Annotated in this window: 1 protein-coding gene; it reads left to right on the top strand. The window is 65.3% G+C overall.

What is annotated here, in order from left to right; translation table 11 throughout:
• Positions 1–274: HD domain-containing protein (locus KBI52_RS00340; RefSeq protein ID WP_210804735.1), on the top strand; the 274-nt coding region annotated here is incomplete at both ends.

Below are 274 nucleotides of genomic sequence, written 5' to 3'. Positions count from 1 at the left end.
GACGAGGCCGAGCGGCTCGACGGCGTTGCACGCGTTGCCCTCGAATGCCTCGGCAAGAGCGACGCCCTCTACCACAATGTGGAGCACACCTTCCTGGTCACCCAGGTAGGGCGGGACATCCTGCGTGGCCGCATGCTGACCGAGCGCCTCGAGCCGGAGGACTACTCGCACCTGATCGTCGCCTGCCTGCTGCACGACATCGGCTATGTCCGCGGCATCCTGAAAGGTGACGGCAAGGACAGGTTCGTCGTCGATGCGGAAGGCCGAACCGTCA

The sequence above is a fragment of the Microvirga sp. HBU67558 genome (assembly GCF_018069605.1).
In the GTDB taxonomy this organism is placed as follows: Bacteria; Pseudomonadota; Alphaproteobacteria; order Rhizobiales; family Beijerinckiaceae; genus Microvirga; species Microvirga terrae.
This window is presented reverse-complemented; position numbering and strand designations above follow the sequence as displayed.